The sequence below is a fragment of the Corynebacterium sp. 045007 genome (assembly GCF_040743205.1).
Lineage (GTDB): Bacteria > Actinomycetota > Actinomycetes > Mycobacteriales > Mycobacteriaceae > Corynebacterium > Corynebacterium jeikeium_D.
Map to the genome: position 1 here is coordinate 1 of NZ_JBFLKW010000066.1, position 226 is coordinate 226.

At 54.4% G+C, this 226-nt stretch carries 1 pseudogene; it reads right to left on the reverse strand.

What is annotated here, in order from left to right:
- A pseudogene (locus tag AB1Z34_RS11215) lies at positions 1–212 on the reverse strand (IS30 family transposase); the annotation flags it as partial.
- Between the last annotated feature and the right edge of the window lie 14 nt (positions 213–226).

Here is a 226-nt window from a genome sequence, read left to right on the forward strand (position 1 = left end):
TCGTAGATCACGCGATGCTTATCCATCATCGATAACTTCGGGTAGTGCGATTGGTGCTGGATCTCAATTCCGGCTTGTCGCGCCCACCGCCTGACAGTTGGTGAGGGAATCGCTAAATCGCGCCCAACCGCGCTTGCTGATGCCCCGTTGGCAATGTGTTGAAGCGCAATGGGTTTGATGGCACTGTATTTCGTTCGGCGGGTTTGCTTCACTACTTCTCCTGGTC